21 protein-coding genes are annotated in these 22,109 nt (G+C 54.2%); 2 read left to right on the top strand and 19 right to left on the bottom strand.

The genetic code is table 11. From position 1 onward, the window contains the following. Positions 1–10: 10 nt before the first annotated feature. Complete coding sequence (gene arfB, locus ACQE3Z_RS15975) at positions 11–421, bottom strand: alternative ribosome rescue aminoacyl-tRNA hydrolase ArfB (RefSeq protein ID WP_426974541.1); 411 nt, start codon at positions 419–421, stop codon at positions 11–13. 209 nt (positions 422–630) lie between these two features. On the opposite strand from arfB, the gene ACQE3Z_RS15970 reads away from it, so the two are divergent. After that, positions 631–831 (top strand): YaeP family protein, encoded by a 201-nt coding sequence (locus ACQE3Z_RS15970; protein ID WP_165786514.1) that lies wholly within the window; start codon positions 631–633, stop codon positions 829–831. Continuing rightward, entirely contained in the window at positions 818–1,081 is a 264-nt protein-coding gene (gene rof / locus ACQE3Z_RS15965) for a Rho-binding antiterminator (RefSeq protein WP_085067900.1), read from the top strand. Before ACQE3Z_RS15970 ends, rof begins: the two co-directional genes overlap by 14 nt. Positions 1,082–1,112: 31 nt before the next feature. Here the strand turns inward: rof and ACQE3Z_RS15960 are convergent, their stop codons facing one another. From ACQE3Z_RS15960 to ispC, 18 genes are all read right to left on the bottom strand, one after another. Further along, positions 1,113–1,421 (bottom strand): c-type cytochrome, encoded by a 309-nt coding sequence (locus ACQE3Z_RS15960; protein WP_426974540.1) that lies wholly within the window; start codon positions 1,419–1,421, stop codon positions 1,113–1,115. Further along, complete coding sequence (tilS, locus tag ACQE3Z_RS15955) at positions 1,418–2,734, bottom strand: tRNA lysidine(34) synthetase TilS (RefSeq protein ID WP_426974539.1); 1,317 nt, start codon at positions 2,732–2,734, stop codon at positions 1,418–1,420. The genes ACQE3Z_RS15960 and tilS overlap by 4 nt, the downstream gene beginning before the upstream one ends. A gap of 53 nt (positions 2,735–2,787) precedes the next feature. Further along, on the bottom strand, positions 2,788–3,177 hold the full coding sequence (locus tag ACQE3Z_RS15950; RefSeq protein WP_085067903.1) for a VOC family protein: 390 nt from the start codon (positions 3,175–3,177) through the stop codon (positions 2,788–2,790). Between the two features lie 76 nt (positions 3,178–3,253). Next, positions 3,254–5,413 carry a lysine decarboxylase LdcC gene (locus ACQE3Z_RS15945; RefSeq protein WP_426974538.1) on the bottom strand — a complete coding sequence of 720 codons (2,160 nt, stop codon included), beginning with the start codon at positions 5,411–5,413 and terminating at the stop codon, positions 3,254–3,256. Between the two features lie 105 nt (positions 5,414–5,518). Then, a complete protein-coding gene (locus ACQE3Z_RS15940; protein ID WP_426974537.1) occupies positions 5,519–5,704 on the bottom strand; it encodes a YegP family protein in 186 nt (61 codons plus the stop codon). 158 nt (positions 5,705–5,862) lie between these two features. After that, positions 5,863–6,822, bottom strand: coding sequence for an acetyl-CoA carboxylase carboxyl transferase subunit alpha (accA, locus tag ACQE3Z_RS15935; RefSeq protein ID WP_250651893.1), 960 nt, complete (start codon positions 6,820–6,822; stop codon positions 5,863–5,865). 12 nt (positions 6,823–6,834) lie between these two features. Then, positions 6,835–10,317, bottom strand: coding sequence for a DNA polymerase III subunit alpha (gene dnaE / locus ACQE3Z_RS15930; protein ID WP_250651892.1), 3,483 nt, complete (start codon positions 10,315–10,317; stop codon positions 6,835–6,837). Positions 10,318–10,350: 33 nt separating this feature from the next. Further along, positions 10,351–10,977: a ribonuclease HII gene (gene rnhB, locus ACQE3Z_RS15925; protein WP_426974536.1), complete on the bottom strand. Its 627-nt coding sequence runs from the start codon at positions 10,975–10,977 to the stop codon at positions 10,351–10,353. Continuing rightward, positions 10,970–12,118, bottom strand: coding sequence for a lipid-A-disaccharide synthase (lpxB, locus tag ACQE3Z_RS15920; protein WP_426974535.1), 1,149 nt, complete (start codon positions 12,116–12,118; stop codon positions 10,970–10,972). Before lpxB ends, rnhB begins: the two co-directional genes overlap by 8 nt. 3 nt (positions 12,119–12,121) lie before the next feature. Continuing rightward, positions 12,122–12,910 carry an acyl-ACP--UDP-N-acetylglucosamine O-acyltransferase gene (gene lpxA / locus ACQE3Z_RS15915; RefSeq protein WP_426974534.1) on the bottom strand — a complete coding sequence of 263 codons (789 nt, stop codon included), beginning with the start codon at positions 12,908–12,910 and terminating at the stop codon, positions 12,122–12,124. Positions 12,911–12,913: 3 nt separating this feature from the next. Continuing rightward, on the bottom strand, positions 12,914–13,369 hold the full coding sequence (fabZ, locus tag ACQE3Z_RS15910; protein WP_038628041.1) for a 3-hydroxyacyl-ACP dehydratase FabZ: 456 nt from the start codon (positions 13,367–13,369) through the stop codon (positions 12,914–12,916). A gap of 156 nt (positions 13,370–13,525) precedes the next feature. Beyond that, positions 13,526–14,551, bottom strand: a complete 1,026-nt coding sequence (gene lpxD, locus ACQE3Z_RS15905) for a UDP-3-O-(3-hydroxymyristoyl)glucosamine N-acyltransferase (protein WP_426974533.1) — start codon at positions 14,549–14,551, stop codon at positions 13,526–13,528. A gap of 3 nt (positions 14,552–14,554) precedes the next feature. Then, positions 14,555–15,052: a molecular chaperone Skp gene (skp, locus tag ACQE3Z_RS15900; protein WP_085067912.1), complete on the bottom strand. Its 498-nt coding sequence runs from the start codon at positions 15,050–15,052 to the stop codon at positions 14,555–14,557. 125 nt (positions 15,053–15,177) lie between these two features. Next, entirely contained in the window at positions 15,178–17,583 is a 2,406-nt protein-coding gene (gene bamA / locus ACQE3Z_RS15895) for an outer membrane protein assembly factor BamA (protein WP_426974532.1), read from the bottom strand. A 52-nt stretch (positions 17,584–17,635) separates the two neighbouring features. Continuing rightward, positions 17,636–18,976, bottom strand: a complete 1,341-nt coding sequence (rseP, locus tag ACQE3Z_RS15890) for a sigma E protease regulator RseP (RefSeq protein ID WP_426974531.1) — start codon at positions 18,974–18,976, stop codon at positions 17,636–17,638. Between the two features lie 12 nt (positions 18,977–18,988). Beyond that, the gene (gene cdsA, locus ACQE3Z_RS15885) at positions 18,989–19,846 is read right to left on the bottom strand and encodes a phosphatidate cytidylyltransferase (RefSeq protein ID WP_426974530.1); all 858 of its coding nucleotides are present in this window, start codon (positions 19,844–19,846) and stop codon (positions 18,989–18,991) included. 18 nt (positions 19,847–19,864) lie between these two features. Further along, the gene (ispU, locus tag ACQE3Z_RS15880; protein WP_085067916.1) at positions 19,865–20,617 is read right to left on the bottom strand and encodes a (2E,6E)-farnesyl-diphosphate-specific ditrans,polycis-undecaprenyl-diphosphate synthase; all 753 of its coding nucleotides are present in this window, start codon (positions 20,615–20,617) and stop codon (positions 19,865–19,867) included. Between the two features lie 188 nt (positions 20,618–20,805). Next, positions 20,806–22,008, bottom strand: coding sequence for a 1-deoxy-D-xylulose-5-phosphate reductoisomerase (gene ispC / locus ACQE3Z_RS15875; RefSeq protein WP_426974529.1), 1,203 nt, complete (start codon positions 22,006–22,008; stop codon positions 20,806–20,808). Between the last annotated feature and the right edge of the window lie 101 nt (positions 22,009–22,109).

Genomic DNA, 22,109 nt, shown 5'->3' with positions numbered 1-22,109 from the left:
TATGGCTAAACTACACCACCTTCCCCCGTAGCGCTTTGGTATTACTGCGCTGCGCTTTACCCTCCAGCCTGCGTCGTTTGGACGCCAGCGTCGGACGCGTCGGACGTCGGGCTTTTTCCACCACCGTCAGCTCACGAATCAAATTTTCCAGCCGCTTCAGCGCCGCTTCGCGGTTCATCTCCTGGCTGCGATACTCCTGCGCCTTAATGATCACCATTCCTTCGGGCGTAATCAGATGATGGCTGGCGCTAAGCAGGCGCTCTTTATAAAAATCGGGCAACGATGAGCCACGGATATCGAAGCGCAAATGGATCGCCGTCGAGCTTTTATTCACATGCTGGCCGCCCGCGCCCTGCGCCCGTATGGCAGTGATCTCCAGCTCGTTATCACTGATGGTTACGTTACGTGATAGTACAATCATAAAAATTTACCGTTATGCCGCCCATCTTTAGATGATTCATTGATATGGGCTCTCTGTCTGTAACTGCTGATAGCGTAGAGTGTGACGAGCCTGCGCTGAAGGTCAATACTTATTGTCGACGGATAAAACGCTGCGAACCACTGATTTCCCGCAGAAGGCTATGTTATAGTCGCTGGAGTCAGAGATTTACGCTCTGGAAGGAGGTGCATGTGCAGAAATATTGTGATTTGGTTCGTCAGAAGTACGCTGAAATCGGCGGCGGCGAACTGGGATACGTGCCCGACGCCATAGGTTGCGCGTTAAAAACACTGAATGAGATAGCGGCTAATTCTGCGCTAAACTCTTCTGTCAGGGAACAGGCGGCTTATGCCGCTGCAAACTTATTGGTGAGCGATTATGTTGACGAATGAAGCCTACAAACCGATCAATTGTGACGATTACGATAGTCTCGAACTCGCCTGCCAAAAACAGTGGTCACTGGTTCTTGAACTCAAGAATGGTGAACAGCTTAAGGTACAAGCGCAGGATATGATCACGCGTAAAAACGTAGAATATCTGGTGGTTGACCTGGCCGGTGAGGTGCGCGAACTGCGCCTTGACCATATTGCCAGCTTTAGCCATCCCGAGCTGGGCACCGTTGTTGTCAGCGAGTCGGATTAACCCTTTGGGCGGGCTTTCCCGCCCTTTGGCTTCACGGCTTTAACGACTGATAATACGCAGCTAAATTGGCCATATCCTCATCGCTTAACCCACTGACAAACGCTTTCATCACTTCCGCCTGTCCACCGCTACGCTCCCCTTTCCTGTAAGCCTGCAGCGCATGCTGTAAATAATCGGCATGCTGACCGGCCAGATTGGGATACAGCGAGACAGAAGCTTTACCTTCTGCGCCGTGGCACGCCTGACAGGCGGCAGATTTTTCCTGACCGGCAGCAGCGTTACCGGCCGCCAGCGCAGGCGCGGTAAAACAGGCCAGCATCAGTATCAACAGGGCTTTCATCTTTTATTCTCCCTTTCACGAAGCCAGGCAATGCGCCAGGCATTTCCCGCCACAGCGCTGCCTTCGCGGCAAACAAACGTATTCAGCGCGGCAATAAGCGTCTCATTGTAAAAAATCAGCGGCGTGCTTTCACGTCGCCACGGCGGCACGTCACACTCCTGCCACAGTTTTTTGATCGATCGATGGCCGCTGCGTCCCTCAATGGCGAAACGGCCCTGCGCCTGAAAGCGTACCGTAACCGTTTCATCTGCGCGGGGCGGGCGCACTTCCGTACCGCTTTCCGCCAGTTGCAGTATGCCAAGATCGTGCGGGAGAGGGAGCGGCCTGGTCACCTCTTTCCAGGGTAAAATCAGCGCGCGTACCGATGGCCTTAACGGCAGCCAGTAGAGCTTCTCACGATAGCGCCGTATTTCATGATCTCCCAACCGCAGACGCGGCGCGGCATCTTCCCGTGCATTGATCACTTCCAGCCACAGACGCCGGATCGCATCCCGCGAGGGCATTTGACCGCCGCAGCCGGCAATCCAGCGCCGCAGCAGCGCAGCGCGACGTGCTTCGCTCATGGCAGCAAAGCCATCGATGCGCAGTGCGCCATCCGGCTCTGTTCGCGCCGCCAGCGACTCCGCCAACAGCTCATCCAGCAGTTGCTCCTGCTCGCCGCACAGCGCCGCGCTGCGGGCAACGGCGACGGCAAAATGCGGCCAGCGCTCGCTCAGTGTCGGTAATATCCGCTGGCGCAGAAAGTTACGGTCATAGCGCGTATCCTGATTACTTTCATCTTCAATCCAGCGCAACTGATACTCTTCAGCCCACTTTTCCAGCTCAGCTCGCTGACGCGAAAGCAGCGGACGCAGCAGGCGATGTGCGCCTAACATCAGGCGCACGGGCATCGCGGCCAGGCCAGCAGGCCCGCTGCCGCGCTTCAACGCCAGCAGCAAGGTTTCGCATTGATCGTCAAGGTGCTGCGCCGTCACCAGGGCTTCTCCGGTGCGCAAACTGTCGCGAAAAGCCTGATAACGCCCTTCGCGCGCCGCGCCTTCAATGCCGCTGTCGCGTCCGTCAACCTTGATCGCCACGACCTCCAGCTCAACCTGCCACGCTTCACAAACGGCCCGGCAGTGCTGCACCCAGCTATCGGCACAGGGGCTTAATCCGTGATGAATATGAATTGCGCGCAACTGTAACGTTGGCTGTCGCTGGCGCAACAGGGTTAACTGATGCAAAAGAACGGTAGAGTCCAGCCCGCCGCTGAACCCCACCAGCAGCCGCTGTTCACCGGCCAGCTGCTGTTCAAGTTGTGCAAGCTGCGTCATGAAAAACCTATTGGCAGGCGGCCATCAGAGCGATGACCGTAAAAACGGTTATTTTAAGCCTGGTATAACTCTAGCGGCAAATTATCCGGATCGCTGAAAAAGGTAAAGCGCTTGCCGGTGAGAGGATCGATGCGAACGGGCTCGCAGGCTACGCCTTTTTCCGTGAGTAACTCACAGGCGCGATCGATATCATTCACTGCAAACGCCAGATGGCGTAAGCCGCAGGCTTCCGGGTGACTAATACGAGCCGGCGGCGTCGGGAAAGAGAACAGCTCAATCAGATACTCTCCATTCAGCGCCAGATCGCCTTTCCATGAATCACGCGCTTCGCGATAAACTTCCTGCTGCAGCGTAAAGCCAAGAATGTCGCAGTAAAATGCCTTGCTGCGCGCATAGTCGCTGGCAATAATCGCAATATGATGAACCTTCTTGATATCCAGCATAGCTTCTCCTTGATCTATCTTACTGCAGCACCCTACTCACTCATGGATGCTGAAGCAAGACGGCATAATCTGCAAGTTAGCGCACGGTATCCGGCTCATGCTGTTTAAGGACGCGTACCAGATAGCGCCCATCCTCGGTGAGCTTGGCGCCGTGGATATCGGTTTCAAAACCAGGATAGTGGTGGCCAATGGCACACAGCATCAGCAGGAAGTCGAGCACCGCACGGCTGGATTCAGTAATCATCTCTCCCGGCATCACCAGCGGCACGCCCGGCGGATAAGGCAGAATCATGTTGGCCGAAACGCGCCCGATCATCTGGTCAATCTCCACGGTTTCTACCTCTCCTTTTACCTGTAGCTGAAACGCCCGATGCGGTGTCATTTTCATCTCCGGCAGCACATCAAACGCTTTCAGCATCAGGCGCGGCAGATCGTGTTGGTGGATCAGTTGATGAATGCCCTGTGCCAGCGTCTGGATCCGCATATTGCGATAGAAATCGGGATCTTCGGCATAGAGATCCGGCAGGATATTTTTCACCCGTAGATTAAGATCGTAGGCACGCTTGAAGTCCAGCAGTGCACGCAGCAGCCCCATTGCCCGGGTTTTGTCGATGCCGATACTGAACAGAAACAGCAAATTATACGGGCCGGTTTTCTCTACCACGATACCGCGTTCATCAAGAAACTTGGCCACCAGCGCCGCCGGGATCCCTTCTTCCGCCATTTCACCCTGTTCACTCATGCCGGGCGTCAAAATGGTTACCTTGATCGGATCGAGATACATATGATCGCGATCGGCATCAATAAAACCATGCCACGCTTCTTCACCCGGCTGGATCGGCCAGCACTCTGCTTCTTCTATGCCGTCTGGCTGCCAGATATCGTAAAACCAGCTATCGGACTCTTCGCGCAGCCGCTGGATTTCGCGGCGGAAATGCAGCGCACGCTCAACGGAACGGTTAATCAGCCGACGTCCCGGATTACCACGCAGCATGGCGGCCGCCGTTTCGATAGAGGCGACAATCGAATAGTTCGGCGAGGTAGTGGTATGCATCATATAGGCTTCGTTAAAGGTCTGTTCATCGTAGTCGCCTTTAATATGAATCAGCGAAGCCTGCGAGTATGCCGCCAGCAGCTTATGCGTAGACTGCGTTTCATAAATCACCTTGCCTGGCGTGCGCTCGCCGCTCATCCCGCTCTTGCCCGCATAGATGGGATGAAAATTGGTATAAGGCACCCAGGCGGAATCAAAATGAATCGAAGGCACATCCAGCGTTTCTTTGATATAGCGGGTGTTATACAGCAGACCATCGTAGGTGGAGTTGGTGATCACCGCATGTACCGGCCAGCTGGCATGTTCGGTTTGCGCCACCTTCAATGCAATGCTGTCACGCATAAACTCCCGCTTAGGAATACCGCCGAGAATGCCCAGCGCATTACGTGTCGGCTTCAGCCAAATCGGCACGATATCGCTCATCATCAGCAGATGCGTCAGCGATTTATGGCAGTTGCGGTCGATAAGCACCGTGCTGCCTGCAGGCGCAGCGTACATACCGACGATTTTGTTTGAGGTTGAAGTGCCGTTGGTCACCATATAACTTTGCTCGGCACCGAAAGTGCGGGCGATATACTCCTCTGCTTCCAGATGCGGGCCGGTGTGATCAAGCAGCGATCCCAGCTCGGTAACAGAAATAGAGGTATCCGCCTTCAAGGCGTTAGGGCCGTAAAAGTCATAAAACAGCGTGCCGACTGGGCTTTTTTGAAAAGCGGTGCCAGCCATATGGCCAGGCGTGCAGAAAGTGTATTTCCCTTCCTTCACATAGTTAAACAGCGCTCGCGTCAACGGCGGCGTAATATTGTCGATATACTCATCGGTATACTGGCGGATACGCTGGGCGATATCCTCTTCGACACCAAGCGCATATTCAAAGAACCACAGCGCCATGCGCATTTCGTGAATGCTGATATCCATGGTGGAGTGGGTATTAATAAAGGCGTAGAGCGGCAGGTATTCGTTAAGCTGATTAATTTCGCTGCAGAGATCCAGGCTATATTCATCCCAGTCAAAAATAATGCCGCAAACCCGTGGATTATGCTCAATTAGCTTAACCAAATCGTTGGCGTCTTTGGGATAGATAAGATCGAACCCCTTGCCGATCAGCGCCTGATGCAGCTGGCGAATCGGTTCATCTTTATAAAAAGCGTTATGCGGTCCCATTATCGCAATGATATTCAATTCGCACCTCCTGGTGATGAGCGATAAAGAATAAGCATAGCGGATAGCACAGAAGGGGTTAGAGCAGACCCGCCGGATAGCGGGTCTGGAAAAGCATAACCAAAGTTAGCTGCGATCGTAGACGGTTTCAGTCGGCGCGTTCTGGCGTACCGAGGCGATGCCGTTTAAAGCGCCCTGTTTGCTGGCATACATCTCGCTTACCGCAATGATTTCATGATTGCCGGCGCGCAGCACAAAATACCAGGGCTGTGGCGTCTCTTTGTCTGATTTACGTATTTCGTAATATCCCATTTTAACTCCCGTTATTGATGTTTATTTCCTGACTGTTCAAACTCAGCCATCGCTGCGTGAAAAACAATCAATAACCGAGGCTTTATTGAGAGAAATCGTTTTGTCGTAAAAGTAAAAAAGGCGACCCGAAGGCCGCCTTGTTAATAACCTGAATAAAATTACGCGTAACCGTAGTTCATCAAGCGATGATAACGACGGTTCAACAACTCTTCGGTATTCAGACCGTCCAGATCGGCCAGGTCAGCCAGCAACTGCGCTTTCAGCGAAGCCGCAATCGCCAGCGGATCGCGATGTGCACCGCCCAACGGTTCAGGAACGATAGAGTCGATCAGATCCAGCTCTTTCAGTCGCGGCGCGATAATGCCCATCGCTTCAGCGGCCAGCGGCGCTTTATCGGCGCTCTTCCACAGGATTGAGGCACAACCTTCCGGTGAAATAACTGAATAGGTGCTGTACTGCAGCATATTGACCTTATCGCCAACGCCAATTGCCAGCGCGCCGCCGGAACCGCCTTCACCGATAACGGTACAGATAACCGGCACTTTCAGGCCGGACATTTCACGCAGGTTGCGTGCAATAGCCTCAGACTGACCGCGCTCTTCCGCGCCAACGCCCGGATAAGCACCCGGCGTATCGATAAAGGTAATGATCGGCATCTTAAAGCGCTCGGCCATTTCCATCAGGCGCAGCGCTTTGCGATAGCCTTCCGGTGCCGGCATGCCGAAGTTACGACGAATCTTCTCTTTGGTTTCACGGCCTTTCTGATGGCCAATGATCATAACCGGGCGTCCGTCCAGACGCGCTATGCCGCCGACAATCGCTTTGTCATCCGCATAGGCGCGATCGCCTGCCAGTTCATCAAAGTCAGTAAACACGTTACGGACATAGTCCAGCGTGTAAGGACGTAACGGATGACGCGCCAGTTGCGCGATCTGCCATGCGCCCAAATCGGCGAAGATTTTACGGGTCAGCTCAACGCTTTTCTCGCGCAGACGCTGGATCTCTTCATCCAGATTAATATCGTGTTTTTCATCCTGACGGCCAACCGACTTGAGGGAGTCGATTTTCGCCTCCAGTTCTGCAATTGGCTGTTCAAAATCCAGGTAATTAAGACTCATAATGTTCCTGTTTTAGTCAAACTCCAGTTCCACCTGCTCCGATCCTATCAGCGATCGCAGGTCATTAAGCAAACGATCGCAGGGAGATACGCGCCAGGCTGCGCCGAAACGCAGCTTAGCCCGCGCATCCGCTCTCTGATAGTAGAGATGTACCGGAATTGTCCCCGAACGATGGGGTTCCAGAGACTGACGGAGACGGTTTAAAAGCTGGTCATCAATTTGCCTGTCCGTCAGCGAGATAGCAAGTCCGCGCGCGTATTTTTCACGTGCCTCATCGATATCCATAATTTCGCGAGCGGTCATTTTAAGCCCACCGCTAAAATCATCAAAGCTGACCTGTCCGCTGACGATCAGGATACGGTCTTTTTCCAGCAGCTGCTGGTATTTATCAAGCGCATCTGTGAACAACATCACTTCCAGACGACCAGAACGGTCATCCAGCGTGCAGATGCCAATACGGTTACCGCGTTTAGTGACCATCACGCGGGCCGCCACCACCAAACCGGCCGCGGTCGTTATCTTACCGCGCTCGGTTGGGTGCATGTCTTTCAGGCGTACGCCACCTACGTAGCGCTCAATTTCTTTCAGGTACTGGTTGATCGGATGGCCGGTGAGATAGAGACCCAACGTCTCGCGCTCGCCATCCAGCTGCACCTGTTCCGGCCACGGCGTAATGCTGGCGTAGGACTGTTCCACCTGCTCCGGCTCTTCCGCCAGCACGCCAAACATATCCGCCTGACCGATCGCTTCCGCTTTCGCATGCTGATCTGCTGCCTTCAGCGCATCGCCCAGTGCGCTCATCAGCGCCGCGCGATGCGGCCCCAGACGGTCGAAAGCGCCGGACATAATCAGCTTTTCCATGACCCGACGATTGATCTTTTTCGGATCGGTGCGCGCGCAAAGATCGAACAGCTCACGGAAATAGCCATCTTTATTACGTGCTTCGATAATCGCTTCAATCGGGCCTTCGCCGACGCCTTTAATTGCGCCGATGCCATACACGATTTCACCGTCGTCGTTGACGTGGAACTGATAGAGGCCGGAGTTAATATCCGGCGGCAGCACCTTCAGCCCCATGCGCCAGCACTCATCCACCAGGCCCACCACTTTTTCGGTGTTGTCCATATCGGCAGTCATAACCGCCGCCATAAACTCAGCCGGATAGTGCGCCTTCAGCCACAGCGTCTGGTAGGAAACCAGCGCATAGGCGGCGGAGTGTGATTTATTGAAGCCGTAACCGGCGAATTTTTCCACCAGGTCGAAGATTTTCATCGACAGCTCGCCGTCGATGCCCATGCTTTCCGCGCCTTCTTTAAACACGGAACGCTGTTTGGCCATCTCCTCCGGCTTTTTCTTACCCATGGCACGACGCAGCATATCTGCGCCGCCCAGCGTATAGCCCGCCAGCACCTGGGCAATCTGCATGACCTGTTCCTGGTAGAGGATAATGCCGTAGGTCGGCTCCAGTACCGGTTTCAGGGATTCATGCTGCCACTGAATATCAGGATAGGAGATCGCTTCACGACCATGTTTACGGTCAATGAAGTTATCTACCATGCCTGACTGCAGCGGACCTGGACGGAACAGCGCCACCAGCGCGATCATATCCTCAAAGCAGTCCGGCTTCAGGCGTTTAATCAGATCTTTCATGCCGCGCGATTCAAGCTGAAACACCGCCGTGGTTTCTGCGCGCTGCAGCATATCAAAACTTTTTTTATCTTCCAGCGGAATCGCGGCGATATCGATCGGCGGCTCGCCCTGCTTCGCCCGACGCGCGTTGATCATCTCCAGCGCCCAGTTGATGATCGTCAGCGTACGCAGGCCAAGGAAGTCGAACTTCACCAGCCCGGCATATTCCACATCGTTCTTATCAAACTGGGTGACCGGATACTGGCCGTGCTCATCGCAGTAAAGCGGCGCAAAGTCGGTGATTTTAGTTGGCGCAATTACCACGCCGCCGGCGTGTTTACCGGCGTTGCGCGTTACCCCTTCCAGCTTGCGCGCCATATCGATCAGCGCCCTGACCTCTTCATCCGCCTCGTAGATTTCCGGCAGCTGCGGTTCGGCAGCAAAGGCTTTCTCCAGCGTCATACCCGGATCGGGCGGCACCAGCTTAGAGATACGGTCAACAAAGCCGTAGGGATGTCCCAGCACGCGGCCTACGTCACGGATAACCGCTTTCGCCGCCATGGTGCCGAAGGTGATAATCTGCGAAACCGCATCACGGCCATACATCTCAGCAACGTGCTCAATCACCTGATCGCGCTTCTCCATACAGAAGTCGACGTCGAAGTCAGGCATTGATACGCGTTCCGGGTTCAGGAAGCGTTCGAACAGCAGGTCGAACTCCAGCGGATCGAGATCGGTAATTTTCAGCGCATAGGCCACCAGCGAACCGGCACCTGAACCACGTCCCGGGCCGACCGGGATACCGTTATCTTTCGACCACTGGATAAATTCCATGACGATCAGGAAGTAACCAGGGAAGCCCATCTGGTTAATAACGTTAAGTTCAATCTCCAGACGTTCATCATATTCCACGCGCTTCTTCGCCCGCTCTTCCGGATCGGGGAAAAGAAATTCCAGACGCTCTTCCAGCCCTTCACGCGAGCGCTTTACCAGAAAATCTTCGGTGGTCATATCGCCGGTCGGGAACTGCGGCAGGAAGTACTCGCCCAGCCGCACCGTTACGTTACAGCGACGGGCAATCTCCACGCTGTTTTCCAGCGCTTCCGGGATATCAGAAAAGAGCTCGCACATCTCCTCAGCGCTGCGCATATACTGCTGCGGGCTGTAATTGCGGGGGCGCTTGGGATCGTCCAGCGTATAGCCGTCATGGATCGCTACACGAATTTCATGCGCGTCGAAGTCATCCTCATTGATAAAGCAGACTTCATTGGTTGCCACCACGGGAATGCCTTCGGCAATCGCCAGTTCAACGGCGGCGTGCAGATAGCTTTCTTCATCCGGACGTCCGGTTCGGATCAGCTCCAGATAATAGCGATCGGGGAAGTGTTGCTGATAAAAGGCCAGACACTGCGCTACCAGCGCCTGATTGCCGCGCAGCAGGCTGCGTCCGACATCGCCGCGCCGACCACCGGAGAGTAGAATCAGCCCTTCCTGATGTTCGGCCAGCCAGTCACGATCGATGGTCGGGCCTTCCGGGCCGTAGCCGCGCTGATAAGCGCGTGAAATCAGCAGCGTGAGATTCTGGTAGCCCGCATTATTCATCGCCAGCACGGTAATCTGCGACAGCTCATCGCCCATCAGTTCGCAGGCGACAAGAAAATCAGCACCAATAATCGGTTTAATCCCTGCGCCGTGCGCCGTGCCGTAAAACTTCACCAGCCCACACAGGTTGGTAAAGTCGGTGATTGCCATTGCCGGCATTCCGAGAGCCGCTGCCTTTTTCACCAGCGGACCGGTTTTCGCCAGTCCATCGACCATCGAATAATCGCTGTGGATACGCAGATGAATAAAACGTGGTTCGGCCATCTTTACTTTCCGGTTAACTGCAGCAAAGCGCGCTTAACGCGCGCGATTGGCGGTGAGATTAGTCACTTCGATGTCCAGCAGCGCATTGCGCACTGGAGCAAAACTACGACGATGGTGCGGCGTAGCACCATGCTCTGTCAACATCGCCAGATGTTGTGCGGTGGGATAACCTTTATGCTGGGCAAAGCCGTATTGCGGAAAAACCACATCCAGCTCGGCCATTTCGCGATCGCGCGTCACTTTGGCGATAATCGACGCGGCGCTGATTTCCGCTACCAGGCTGTCGCCTTTTACTACCGCTGCGGACGGCATCGGCAATTCAGGACAGCGATTGCCGTCAATCAATACATAGTCAGGCGTGACGGCCAGACCGGCCACCGCGCGCTGCATCGCCAGCATAGTGGCATGCAGAATGTTTAGCCGATCAATCTCTTCCGGTTCGGCACGGCCCAGACTCCAGGCCAACGCTTTTTCACGGATTTCATCATACAGCGCCAGCCGACGCTTTTCGCTCAGCTTTTTCGAGTCCGCCAGCCCAGCGATCGGTTGGGCTGGATCCAGGATCACTGCCGCCGTAACCACCGCGCCGACCAGCGGCCCGCGTCCAACTTCATCAACGCCGGCAATAAGCCGCGCGTTGGGATAAATAAATTCAGCCATGCGCCAGCTCCAGTACGGCCTGAGCCGCTTGTTCATCGGCATTCCAGCGGATCTGCTGGTGCAGCTCAGTAAAGGTTGCCAACAGCCTGTTGCGCGTTTCACCCTGCGCCAGCAAGGGTTCCAGCGCTGCGGCCAGCCGTTCGGGCTGACACTCATCCTGAAGCAGTTCCGGCACCAGTTCGCGCCCGGCCAGCAAATTAGGCAGCGAGACATAGTCGGTTTTGACCAGCCGCTGCGCCAGCCAGAAGGTGAAAGGCTTCATGCGATACCCCACCACCATCGGACATTTTGCCAGCATGCACTCCAGCGCCGCCGTCCCGGAAGCCAGCAGCGCCGCATCGCTGGCAATCATCGCCTCGCGGCCCTGACCATCCAGCAGATGAACCGGTAGCTCAGGAGCCACCGCAGCTTTGATCTGTTCAAACTGTTCACGTCGACGGGCATTCACCAACGGCACCACGATTTCCAGCTGCGGCCATTTTTCCCGCAGCCGCTGCGCCGTCTTGAGAAAATCAGCGCTAAGCATTTCAACTTCCGCTTTACGCGAGCCCGGCAGTAAGGCCAGGCAGAGCGTCTGTTCGTCGATGCCCAGCGTGCGACGCGCTGCGGTTTTATCCGGCTGCAGCGGCATCGCATCCGCCATGGTATGCCCGATAAAACGACAGGGAACCTCAAAGCGATCGTAAAACGCTTTTTCGAACGGCAGGAAGGCCAGCACCAGATCGGTAGCGCGACCGATCTTGAAGACCCGATTTTGCCGCCATGCCCATACTGAAGGACTGACATAATGAATAGTGCGGATCCCGCGCTGTTTCAGCCGCCCTTCAAGGGTAATGTTAAAATCGGGCGCATCGATGCCTACAAAGACATCAGGCTTAAGCGCGGTAAAGCGGCGGGTTAAATCACGACGAATTTTTAACAGGCGCGGCAGGCGCTCCAGCACCTCAACGATGCCCATCACCGCCAGCTCCTCCATGTCGTACCAGCTCTCGCAGCCTTCCGCCAGCATGCGCGGACCGGCCACGCCAACAAAGCGGGCGTCAGGATGTTTGGCTTTAAGCGCGCGAATTAAACCGGCACCAAGAATATCGCCGGAGGTTTCTCCGGCGACAAGGGCAATCGTTAAAGGACGAGCAGCCATGGGTTAACGAATCAGACCTCGCGTTGAGCGGGCAAAGAAGTCGTAAAACGGCTTAACCTCAGCGTGCTTCTCAGCCAACGCTTCGATTTCCGGCTTCACTTCATCCAGCGTCCTGCCGCTGCGATATAGCAGTTTGTAGGCGGCACGAATCGCATGCAACGCTTCTTTATCGAAACCGCGACGTTTAAGGCCTTCAATATTGATGCCAAACGGCGTGGCGTGGTTGCCCTGCGCGATAACGTAAGGTGGCACATCCTGCGCCACGCCAGAACAACCGCCCACCATAACGTGCGCGCCGATAATACAGAACTGATGCACCGCCGTCATGCCGCCAATAATGGCAAAGTCATCCACCGTAACATGTCCGCCCAGCGTGGCGTTATTGGCGAAAATACAGCGGTTGCCAATAATGCAGTCATGAGCGATATGCGCATTCACCATCAGCAGGTTATCGCTGCCGATGCGAGTCACGCCGCCGCCCTGCATCGTGCCACGATGAATGGTCACGCTTTCGCGGATGCTGTTACGATCGCCAATTTCAACGCGCGTTGGCTCACCAGCATATTTCAGGTCCTGGTTCACCTCACCAATAGAAGCGAACTGGGTAATAATATTGTCTTTACCGATGCGGGTATGTCCTTTCACCACCACGTGGGATTTCAGGACGGTACCTTCACCAATTTCAACATTTGCACCGATATAGCAAAAGGGGCCAATGTGGACACGGGCACCAATGATGGCGCCCTCTTCGACGATAGAACTCGGATGAATTACGGCAGTTGCATCAATCACGTATTATGCCTCCCGGCTTCGGGCACACATCATGGTCGCTTCACAGACAATTTTACCATCTACGGTAGCCACGCCTTTAAAGCGCGTCAGACCACGACGGGTTTTTTCGAAAGTAACTTCCATTATCATCTGATCGCCCGGTACCACCGGACGCTTAAAGCGCGCTTCGTCAATTCCGGCAAAGTAGTACAGCTCACCCGGCTCAAGTTTACCAACGCTTTTAAACGCCAGAATACCTGTCGCCTGCGCCATCGCCTCAAGAATCAAAACGCCTGGAAAAATCGGTTTACCAGGGAAGTGTCCCTGGAAAAACGGTTCGTTAACCGAGACGTTTTTCACCGCACGCAGATATTTATGCTCTTCGAACTCCAGGACACGATCGACCAGTAAAAACGGATAACGGTGCGGCAGTAGTTCTAAAATCTCTTCAATATTCAGAGTATGAGTTTCAGTAGTCAAAATACTCTTCCTGTCCTAAAAATTCTGATGACATCAATAACAAGGCCTGCACCGATCAGACGATCGTCGGCAGGCCGCAAATTAGTTTATGTGGCGCCTGGCTTCCCTGCTTAGCATGTTTTATTTATGAAAGCCGGACAGCGGTGAAGTGTACGTTTAGTCGTCTTTGCCGACTTTGCGCTCGATGGCTTTTAAGCGCTTGCTCATTTCATCGATGTTCATCACCAGCGCTGCGGTTTTACGCCAGGTTTTATTAGGTTGCAACGGAATGCCTGAAGAGTATACCCCAGGTTCAGTGATGGGGCGCATCACCATTCCCATGCCAGTTACCGTCACTTTGTCACAAATTTCCATGTGTCCATTAATGACGCTGGCCCCGCCGATCATACAGTAACGACCGATTTTCAGGCTACCCGCCATGATTACACCGCCAGCAACGGCCGTATTGTCGCCAATCACTACGTTATGTGCAATCTGACATTGGTTATCAATGATAACACCATTACCAATCTGAGTGTTATCCAGTGCACCGCGATCGATGGTGGTACAGGCACCAATTTCGACGCGATCGCCAATAATCACCGAGCCAAGCTGAGGAATTTTCACCCAGTTGCCGCGATCGTTAGCATAGCCGAAGCCGTCAGCGCCGATCACCGTGCCCGACTGGATCAGACACTGTTCACCAATACGGATTTCATGATAAATGGTGACGTTGGCCCACAGGCGCGTACCGGCACCGATATGCGTGTTTTTACCTACAAAACAGCCTGCACCGATCACCACGTTATCGCCAAGCATAACGCCTGACTCGATAACCGCATTTGCGCCGATGGAAACGTTGCTGCCCAGCGTAGCGCTGGCGTCGATCACCGCGCTTGCGGCGATATTTTGCGCCGGCTGCGGCGTGGTATCAAGCAGCTGCGCCATGCGTGCATAGGTCAGATAAGGATTTTTAACCACCAGCGCGGCGCTGCGGCACCAGGAGAGATCGTCCTGGGTCAGTACCACGGCAGATGCCTGACATTCAGCAAGCTGCTCACGGTAACGGCTGTTGGCGAGAAAAGTGATTTGACCATCTTGGGCGGAGTGCATAGAAGCAATGCCGGAGATGACGATATCGCCATCTCCGTGCAATTCTGCATCCAACTGCTGGGCTAAATCAGCCAGTCGAATTGAAGACATTGATTATTTAACCTGTTTCAGAACGTCAGCGGTGATGTCTTTGGCATTCGCCGCATAAGCGACTGCGTTAGCATCGATAACCACATCGTAGCCATCATCAGCAGCAACTTTCTTCACTGCGTCCTGAATACGGCTCAGCAGTTTGTTACGCTCTTCCATCTGGCGACGGCGATTGTCCTGCTCAAAAGCCTGCGCTTTGGTAGCGAAGGTTTCACGCTGAGACATGATATCTTTTTCCATACGGCTGCGCTCGCTGGCCTTCATGGTAGAAGCATCACGTTGCAGGCGCTGCATTTTTGCCTGCAGATCGCGCTCCTGGCTTTGCAGTTCGGTAGCACGGCCTTTAAATTCATTTTCAAGCTGCTTCGCAACAGAGGCACGTTGCGGTAACTGTTGGAAAATGCTGGACACGTTTACCACGGCAATTTTATCAGCAGCCTGAGCGCCTGCGGAAACCGCTAAAGCGAGACCCAGACCTGCGGCACACAACAACTTTTTCACTATTAACTCCTTACCATCAACGTTTGTGTCAAAGACACACTTTTGCCTGAGACGCTGGCCTGTGGTCAACCCGCAGGCCAGCGAACAGTGCGATACTTAACAGCTTTACTTCCCTGAAGCGTGCATTACCAGGTTTTACCAATGTTAAACTGGAACTGCTCCGCTTTATCTCCATCATATTTCTTAAGCGGCTGGGCGTAGGAGAACACCAACGGTCCCAGCGGCGACATCCATTGCAGGGCGATACCGCTAGAGATGCGAATATTGGCCGGATCGCTGTAATCCGGAATGCCCGCAGCACGGGTATCAGCGGTATTTTCCCAGTGGGTATCCCAAACGGTACCGGCATCCACGAACAGTGAAGTACGCACTGAGTTAGCATATTTATCGCTGATAAACGGCGTTGGCGTGATCAGTTCCAGGCTGGCTACCGCCATCGCGTTACCGCCTACCGCATCATTCGATTTACACAGGTTTTGATTACCGGAGCAAGTAGAAGAACCGTCATTATAGTAAGCCGCTTTCGGACCAATGTTATTGGAGCGGAAACCACGAACCGTACTGGAACCGCCAGCGTAAAGGTTTTCATAGAATGGCAGTTCCTTGCCGCTCAAACCATCACCATAACCTACACGACCACGGCCCAACAGTACCCATGTGCGGTCACTATCCAGTGGCATATACTGTTGAGTATCCAGTGTGACTTTATAGAAGCTATTGTCGGAGCCAGGAATGGTGACTTTACCGTTCAGGTTGGTACGGTTACCGGATGTAGGGAAAAAGCCACGATCCAACGTGTTATACGTCCAGCCGTAGTTAAAAGTGAAATCATCGGCGGAATACTCTGTATTTCTGGTGAGAGCCGGCGTCTGCCCAACCGATTGCAGATAACGCCACATCGCTAACTGCGGTTGCATATGAGACAAGCCGTTATGCACATAACCCAGGCCTACGCGCAGCGTGTTGTTCTCATTTACCGGGAAGCCCAGCGTGCCATCAAGGCCGTAGCTCTTGTTAGTATAATTGGAGAGTTCCGCGTCATCTGCTTTAAAGTCGTTATAGAAAACGCGTCCGCCAAGGCTAACCCCATCCACCGTAAAGTACGGGTCGGTTAGGGAGAATTCCGCGTAGGTCTGATAATCGTTTTTGGTGCCGTTAATGCCGACGGTATTACCAGTACCTAGCCAGTTATCCTGGGTTACGCCAACCTGGAAGCTGATGCCACTTTCGGTGCCGTAGCCAATACCAAAGTTAAAGGTACCGGTATTACGCTCTTTCACCTTATAAACGACATCAACCTGATCTGGCGTGCCCGGTACGCGCTGCGTATCGACATCAACCGTTTCGAAATAGCCGGTACGGTTCAGGCGCTCTTTGCCCTGCTCGACCAGGTTGCTGCCCAACCATGCGCCTTCCATCTGACGCATTTCACGACGCAGCACGGCATCTTTAGAGGTATCGTTGCCCTCAAAGCGCACCTTACGTACGTAGTAGCGGTTGCCGGCATCGACATTCACATGCAGTTTTACCGTTTTATCAGCGTCGTTGATTTCTGGCTGCGTCACCACGCGTGGATAGGCATAACCATAGCGGCCTAACAGCTGCTTGATGTTGTCTTCCATTTTGGTGACTTTAGTACCGTTATACAGCTCGCCCGGTACAACCTTCGCCAGCGTTTCGATCTCTGCGGAGTGACCTGCCATGCTACCGTTCACCACCACGCCGGAGAGCTTATACTGCTCGCCTTCGTTGACGTTGATGGTGATATAGATGCCTTTTTTATCCGGCGTCAGGCTGACCTGCGTGGAATCAATATTGAAACGTGCATAGCCGCGATCCAGATAGAAGCTGCGCAGGGTTTCTAAATCACCCGCCAGTTTCTGCTTCTGATATTTACGATCGCCGACCAGGTTCCACCACGGCACCGTATCACGTAGCTGGAAACGCGAAATCAGCTCATCAGAGCTAAAGGCTTTGTTACCAACGACGTTAATCTGCTGGATTTTCGCCGAAACGCCTTCGGTAAATACCAGTTTGAGATCGACACGGTTACGCGGCAGCGGGGTCACGACAGCTTTTACGCTGGCGCTATATTTACCCACGCTGTAGTAGAAATCTTCCAGCCCCTTCTCGATGCTGGAAATGGTGGTGCGATCCAGCGCCTCGCCGACGCGCACGCCGGAAGCTTCCAGATTTTGTTTAAGCATCTCTTCTTTCACCGCTTTGTTACCGGAGAAAGTGATGCTGGCAATGGTGGGACGCTCTTTCACCTGAACGATCAGCGTGTTGCCGTCGCGCAGAACCTGAACATCTTCGAAATTCCCGGTAGCAAACAGGGCGCGAATGGTATTACTGACATCTTCATCGTCTACCGTATCACCAACACGCACCGGCATGCTGAGCAGAGCCGCACCGACAGCGACTCGCTGCAGTCCTTCGAAATGAATGTCCTTCACCACGAACCCGTCTGCACCGTAAACGGTGGCGCTGCTAAACAGCAGCGACGCTATGAGCAACTTTTTCATCGCCATCGTTGTTATGCGTTCTTCCTAACACGTCCCAGCCTGGATAACGTTCCGGTCATCACAGGCGAGAGAAATCATTGAATAGTGCAAGCCCCATTAACAGCACCAGCAGAACTGAGCCAATGCGATAACTGAAGTCCTGAACTCGCTCAGACACCGGTTTCCCTTTGATTTTTTCAATCGCCAGGAAAAGCAGATGCCCACCATCTAATACCGGTAACGGGAAGAGATTAATAATACCGAGATTCACGCTGATAAGTGCGAGAAACATCAGGTAATAAATTACCCCGTACTCCGCTGACATCCCGGCGCCTTGCGCGATAGAAATCGGCCCGCTCAGGTTGTTCAGCTTAACATCTCCGGTGATCAGTTTGCCAAGCATGCTGACCGTCAGCTTCATTAACTGCCAGGTTTTTCCCCCGGCCTCGCCAATAGCAGCAAACGGGCCATACTGGCGCACCGTTTTATACTCTTCAGGCAACGGTAGCACGCGCGGTACAACACCGGCGAAGCCTTCCGACCCTTTTGCAGCTGGCGTCAACGTAAGGCTGACAAACTCGCCCTGCCGTTCCACATCCAACGCGATCGCTTTATCAGGGCTTTCCCGCACCAGGTTGACAAACTGTCGCCAGTCCGCCAGCGATCGACCATCGACTTTAACGATCCTGTCACCTGCTTGCAAACCTGCCGCACTGGCAGGTGAGTTAGCCTGGACTTCCGCCAGCACCGTTTCAATCTCAGGGCCGCGCGGTGCGATACCTAACGCCACAACCGGGTCCTGCTTATCAGGTTCAAAATGCCAGTTACGCAGATCGACCTGTTTTTCCACGCGCTGCGATGAGCCAAACGGCGATAATGTTAAGGTAACGTCGGTATCACCGATTTTACCGATCAGCGCCATACGCACAGCATCCCAGTCAGGCGTTTCGATGCCATCAACCGCTTTAAGTTCCATGCCAGGCGAAATTTGCGCCTCAGCCGCCACCGAACCGCTCAGGATTTCACCGGTAACCGGACGCACACCCGGTACGCCGTGAATAAAGACCAGCCAGTAAGCAAAAATAGCAAACAGGAAATTAGCCACAGGACCAGCGGCAATCACCGCGGCGCGCTGCAGTACGGGTTTATTGTTGAAGGACTGATGACGCAGCTCGGGCGGCACGCTTTCTACGCGCTCATCCAGCATTTTGACATAGCCGCCAAGCGGAATTAAGGCAATAACATATTCGGTGCCAAGTCGGTCGCGACGACGCCAGAGCGCTTTGCCGAAGCCGATGGAAAAGCGCTCTACCCTGATGCCGCAGCGACGCGCTACCCAGAAATGACCAAACTCATGAACGGTAATCAACACGCCCAGCGCAACGATAAAGGCAGCAAGACTCCAGATAAAGCTCAGCATAACGTCTTGTCCTTACAGCGTCCTGAATACTAACAGCAACAAACAAGCGAAAACCGGCACCGCCGCCGTCAGGCTGTCAATGCGATCGAGAATGCCGCCGTGTCCGGGGATAAGATGCCCGCTATCTTTAATGCCCGCTTCGCGTTTGAACATGCTTTCAGTAAGATCGCCTAAAACGGAAGCCAGCGCGGCAGCCACAGAGCAGATCAACAACACGCCCGGCGCCACGTTCAGCGGCGCCCATAAACCAAACAGCCACGCAATCAACGCGGAAGTCAGCAGGCCGCCAAAAAAGCCTTCCCAGGTTTTGCCCGGCGAGACTTTGGGGGCGAGCTTATGCTTGCCGAATAAACGACCAAACATATAGGCTCCAGAATCGGCACCCCAGACCAGAATCAATACGTACAGCAGCCACCAGGCGCCAGCAAAATGATCCACATCATAATGGTACTGACGCAGCGCAACCATGCCGCAGAAGAACGGCACAATGGTGAAAATGCCAAATCCCAGGCGCAGTACACGCGAATGCCGCCAGAACCCTGCGGAGGCCGGATAGCGCAGCACCAACAGCAGCGCGCCAACCCACCAGGCCAGCGCAACCCAAAGCGAACCGCCTATTTGCGGCAGCTGAACGGCATGTTGATAAGGAGGAAGCGTAAATAACATCACGGCAAGCAGCAGGCCGCAAAGTACGGCCAGCCAGATACGTTGGAGACGGGAGGTGAAGCCAGCAAACTGGCCCCATTCCCATGCGGCCAGCATGCATACCACCAGAGTGGTGATAGCAAATCCTGATGGCGGTAACCAGAAAAGCGCAGCGATCACCAAAGGGATCAGTATGAACGCTGTAATCAGACGCGACTTCAGCAAAGGTTACCCCCAGGGCGCTCAGGCGCCGCCAGGTGCTGCGCCGCCAAATCGACGCTCACGATGTGAAAAAGCATTCATTGCACCTTCAAAAACTTGTTCGTCAAAATCAGGCCAGAGAACATCGGTAAAGTAAAACTCCGCGTAGGCGATTTGCCACAGCAGGAAGTTACTGATGCGGTGTTCCCCCCCGGTCCTTATTACCAGATCCACCGGTGCCAAATCATGCATACAGAGAAATCCGGACAGCGTAGTTTCTTCGATCTGGTCAGGACGGAGCAATCCTTCCTGCACCTGCTCGGCTATCTTTCTTACGCCGTGAATAATATCCCAACGGCCGCCATAATTCGCGGCAATGTTGAGAGTCAATCCATTATTTTGTTGAGTAAGTTCCTCAGCGCGACGAATGCGCTCCTGTAAGCGTGAATTAAAACGGCTAATATCGCCAATAATTCTTAACCGAACATTGTGCTTATGCAGGCTTTTTACTTCGCTATCAAGTGCCCAGACAAACAGCTCCATCAGCGCAACCACTTCCTGCGCCGGACGGGACCAGTTTTCGCTACTGAAGGCATAAAGCGTGAGCGCTTCCAGCTTATTACTGACGGCAAAGCTTACGGCGCGACGCACCGACTTCACGCCCGCTTTATGACCGGAAACGCGGAGTTTACCCTGATTTTTCGCCCAGCGACCGTTGCCATCCATGATGATGGCCACATGACGCGGGCCTGTCCGCTGCTGGTCATCGGTTGTTATTTGAGTTTCGGACGACATAACGCGTATTCATTTCCTTTCATCAGAAATACAGCGGCTTCTGAATACATTTCCCGTGCGGCTGTAAAAAAGCCGTGACGACCACGGCTCTCTTCACCGCTTTGGCTGTGTGTAAATGCGAAACGGGAGCCGGGGACTATACCAGTTTCATCCCAGGCTCACAAATAGCGACCACGCAAATTGGCGAATTACCCGGCCTTAGCGAAACGCGGCAGTAGTGCCTGCGCGGTACGACGCGACTCGCTGTCAATGGCCAATACCGCCTCCACGCTCTGTGGTTCGCCGTGATGAAGCGCTGCCAATACCGCTGCATTCAGCGCGGCAATATTGGTAAAGCGAATCTGACCCTTAAGAAACGCGGCGACCGCAATTTCATTAGCTGCATTGAGCGCGGTGGTCGCCGCCTGCCCCTGTTCACACGCATCCATCGCCAGTTTCAGGCAGGGATAGCGGTTAAAATCAGGTTCGGCGAAGGTTAGCGCCTTCATGCGTGTAAAATCGAGCGGTGTTACGCCTGCTTCTACACGCTGCGGCCAGGCCATCGTATGGGCAATCGGCGTGCGCATATCTGGAGATCCCAACTGCGCCAGCACACTGCCATCGCGATAACGCACCATAGAGTGAATCACCGACTGCGGGTGCAGAATAACTTCCATCTGCGCATCGGTTGCATTAAACAGCCAGCGGGCTTCAATGTATTCAAGACCTTTATTCATCATGGTGGCGGAGTCAACAGAGATTTTTCGCCCCATCGACCAGTTCGGATGCGCGCAGGCCTGCTCCGGCGTAACGGTTGCCAGTGCCGACAGCGGCGTGTCACGAAACGGTCCACCCGATCCCGTAAGGATAATCGACTCTATGCCGTTTTCCTGGAGGTTAGCGTATCCTAACTGTTGCTGGATGGAAGCCGGTAAACTCTGAAAAATGGCATTATGCTCGCTGTCGACCGGCAACAGCCGCGCGCCGCTGGCGCTCACCGCCTCCATAAATAAACGGCCGCACGTGACAAGTGATTCTTTATTCGCCAGCAGCACGGTTTTGCCGGCGCGAATCGCCGCCAGAGTAGGCAGCAGCCCGGCCGCGCCAACAATCGCCGCCATAACCTGATCGACATCGTCCAGCGCCGCCAGCTGACACGCAGCCTCTTCGCCTGCCAGCACCTCTGTATCAACACCCAGCTCGCTTAAACGCTGACGCAGCTGACGCGCTGAGGCCTCGTCCGCCATTGCGGCAAAGGCGGGACGGAAATGCAGGCACTGCTCGGTCATCAGATCGACGTTATAGCCGGCAACCAGCGCTTTAATCGCATAAAGATGAGGATTTGCCTGCACCACCGCCAGCGTATTGGTGCCAATCGATCCGGTGGAGCCGAGAATGGTTAATTGCTTCATGAGGCCGCTCTGTGTAGAAATTCGGACACGGCGCTACAGAGAAATGCGCCAGTGCGCCAATCATGGTGGGACAAAACAAAACGCCGTCAAACAGCGTAATC

The organism is Pantoea sp. FN0307, from assembly GCF_050113815.1.
Taxonomy (GTDB): Bacteria; Pseudomonadota; Gammaproteobacteria; order Enterobacterales; family Enterobacteriaceae; genus Mixta; species Mixta alhagi.
This window is presented reverse-complemented; position numbering and strand designations above follow the sequence as displayed.